Origin of the sequence: Streptomyces sp. 8L (assembly GCF_020176795.1) — a bacterium.
Taxonomy (GTDB): domain Bacteria; phylum Actinomycetota; class Actinomycetes; order Streptomycetales; family Streptomycetaceae; genus Streptomyces.
In genome coordinates, this window is record NZ_JAIUKE010000288.1 from 6,424 (window position 1) to 9,033 (window position 2,610).

The 2,610-nt window shown below is 76.3% G+C and carries 1 protein-coding gene and 1 pseudogene; one reads left to right on the plus strand and one right to left on the minus strand.

Going from position 1 to position 2,610, the window contains the following annotated elements; translation table 11 throughout:
- Positions 1 to 241 precede the first annotated feature (241 nt).
- A complete protein-coding gene (locus tag LCE31_RS23175) occupies positions 242 to 931 on the plus strand; it encodes an FMN reductase (RefSeq protein WP_225017156.1) in 690 nt (229 codons plus the stop codon).
- 147 nt (positions 932 to 1,078) lie between these two features.
- Here LCE31_RS23175 and LCE31_RS23180 read toward each other — a convergent pair.
- Positions 1,079 to 2,216 (minus strand): annotated as a pseudogene (locus LCE31_RS23180) (MerR family transcriptional regulator).
- Positions 2,217 to 2,610: the final 394 nt, after the last annotated feature.

Genomic DNA, 2,610 nt, shown 5'->3' on the forward strand with positions numbered 1-2,610 from the left:
CCCCCCCCCGCCGCCCCGGCCCCCCCCGCCCCCCCCCGGGGCGCCCCCCCCCCCGGGGGGGGGGGGGCGCGCATCGCGGCGGGGCCGGGCGGCCGGGGCGTCGAGTGGGGAGCGGGAGCGGGAGCATGAGTGGGAGTGGGAGCGGAAGCGCGCGTGGAAGCGCGCGTGGACAAGGGCGTCGCCAGATGCGTCGGCGCCGACACCGGAACGGGCTGAGGGACCGAAGGAGTTGAGGAACGGAATGAACGAGCTGAAGCTGGTGGCCGTGACGGCTGGACTGAGCAAGCCGTCGTCGACGCGGCTCCTCACCGATCGGCTGGTGACGGCGGTGGCCGAAGAGGTTGGCGCCGGGCAGGACGTCGACGTACGCGTCGTGGAACTGCGGGACCTCGCGGTCGACATCGCGAACAACCTGGTCTCCGGATGGCCCTCGGAGGCGCTGAGCGAAGCACTGGAGGCGGTGTCCGGCGCGGACGGCCTGATCGCGGTCACGCCGGTGTTCGCCGGGTCGTACAGCGGACTGTTCAAGTCCTTCTTCGACCTGGTCGAACCGGACGCGCTGAGCGGTACGCCGGTCCTGCTGGCCGCGACCGGCGGCACCGCGCGCCACTCGCTGGTCGTGGAGCATGCGCTGCGTCCCCTCTTCTCCTATCTGCACGCGCTGACCCTGCCCAGGGCCGTGTTCGCCGCGACGGACGACTGGGGCGCGGGCGCGGACACGTATGCGGGCGGCCTGCCGGCCCGGATCGCCCGCGCGGGCCGGGAGTTCGCGGCGCTGCTGGCCCCGGCGGGCGGCGACGGCCCTCCGCACGCGCGCCACGAGCCGGCACGGGAGACACCGGGCGCCGCACGCGCGGAGGCGGGGGCGGACGCCGGGGCGGACCCGGAGCCCGAAGTGGTCCCCTTCGAGCAGCTGCTGGCGGGCCTCTGAGACGGCGGGTCTCTGGGGCGGCGGACCTCTGAGACGGCGGGTCTCTGAGCCGGTGGCCGCGGCGAGACGGCGGTGACGGGTGCGTGGGCGGGTGCCCCGGCGGGGGGCCCCGTGGGAGCGGTTCGCGCCCACGGGGCGCCCGCGCCGTTACAGCGCCACCACGTCGGCCACCACGCAGCCCGCGTTGTCCGGCGCTCCCGCCGCCTCCACCAGGGACATCAGCGCCGCCACCGCGGCCTCGGGAGACGGGGACGCGGCGGGTGCGAGCGCCTCCCGTATCGCGTCCTGCGCCACGACCGCCGACAGGCCGTCCGAGCACAGCAGAAAGCGGTCGCCCGGCTGTGTGTCCCGCAGCCGCACGTCGAAGCTGCCCGTGCCCTCCGTCGTCGCCCCGCCGCCCGCGAGCGCCCGCACGAGCATGGCCCGCTGCGGGTGCGACGCCGCCTCCGACGGGTCCAGGTCGCCCGCGTCGACCATGGCCTGCACCACCGTGTGGTCGTGCGTGATCAGGAACAGCTCGCCCTCCCTGAGCAGATACGCACGGGTGTCCCCTATGTGCACGAGCGCGAGCTGTGAGCCGGTCCACGCCAGCGCCGTGAGCGTCGTGCCGGATTCCTCGAACGGCTCGACCGCCCGGCCCGCCGCCTCCGCCGAGGCCGCGAGCGCGTTCAGCAGGTCGGCGCCGCCCAGCCCCTCGGGCAGCCGGGCCCGCAGCGCCTCGATGGCCGCCTCCCCCGCCGGGGCGCCCAGCCTCCCGTAGCCGTCCGCGACCGCGAACAGCCGCTCGCCCGCGTACACCGCGTCCTGATTGGTCTCCCTGACGTGGCCCCGTGTCGTGTGCGACGCGTACCTGACCCCGAGCTCGCGCGCCGCTCCCGCGGGCGTCTTCGTCTCCGCCATCACCGTCGTTCCCCTTTCGGGCGGCCCCTGCGGGGTCGCCCGAAAGATGGTCGACGAGGAAGCGCGCCAGGTCGCGCCGGGCCGCCGTCTCGGACTCGACGGCCGCCCAGTAGGCGTCGATCTCCCGGCCCGCCGCCGCCGGGTCCGAGGCGAACAGGTCGCACACCTCTCCGATCCCGGCCAGCGGCATACCGATGCGGCGCAGCCACCCCACCAGTCGGGCACGCTCCAACTGCCCCGGCTCGTAGTAGCGGTAGCCGGTCAGACCGTCCACGCGCGCGGGCCGCAGCAGACCGAACTCGTCGTAGCGCCGCAGCGCCTTCGCCGAGAGTCCGCTCGCCCGCGCGAACGCCCCGATCGTCAGCCGTGCCGTGCCGTCCGCCATCACGCCCCCGCCTTCCCCGTACCGCACGGTCGTCCCCGCCCGGCCCGAACGATGCTGCTGCTTCCCCCAGCGGCAAGGTCAAGCGGCGCACGCGCCCCGTCGACGTGCGTCGCTCTGCCCGTCCTCAGCGTACGCGGATCTGACTACGGTGGGTGATGGTGTGGATGCCGCCTGTGGATAACTCGCTGACCAGGGCCTTCCGCACACACCTGCCGGCCGCGTACAGACGACTCCGTGCCCCGGTGGGCCCGTGGCCCGGCGGGCCCGTATCCCGGCAGCGCGGGGGGGGGGGGGGGGGGGGGGGGGGGGGGGGGGGGGGGCGGGGGGGGGGGGCGCGCGGGGGGGGGGGCGCGGGGCCGCGGGGGGGGGGGGGGGGTGGGTGTGGGGGGGGGAG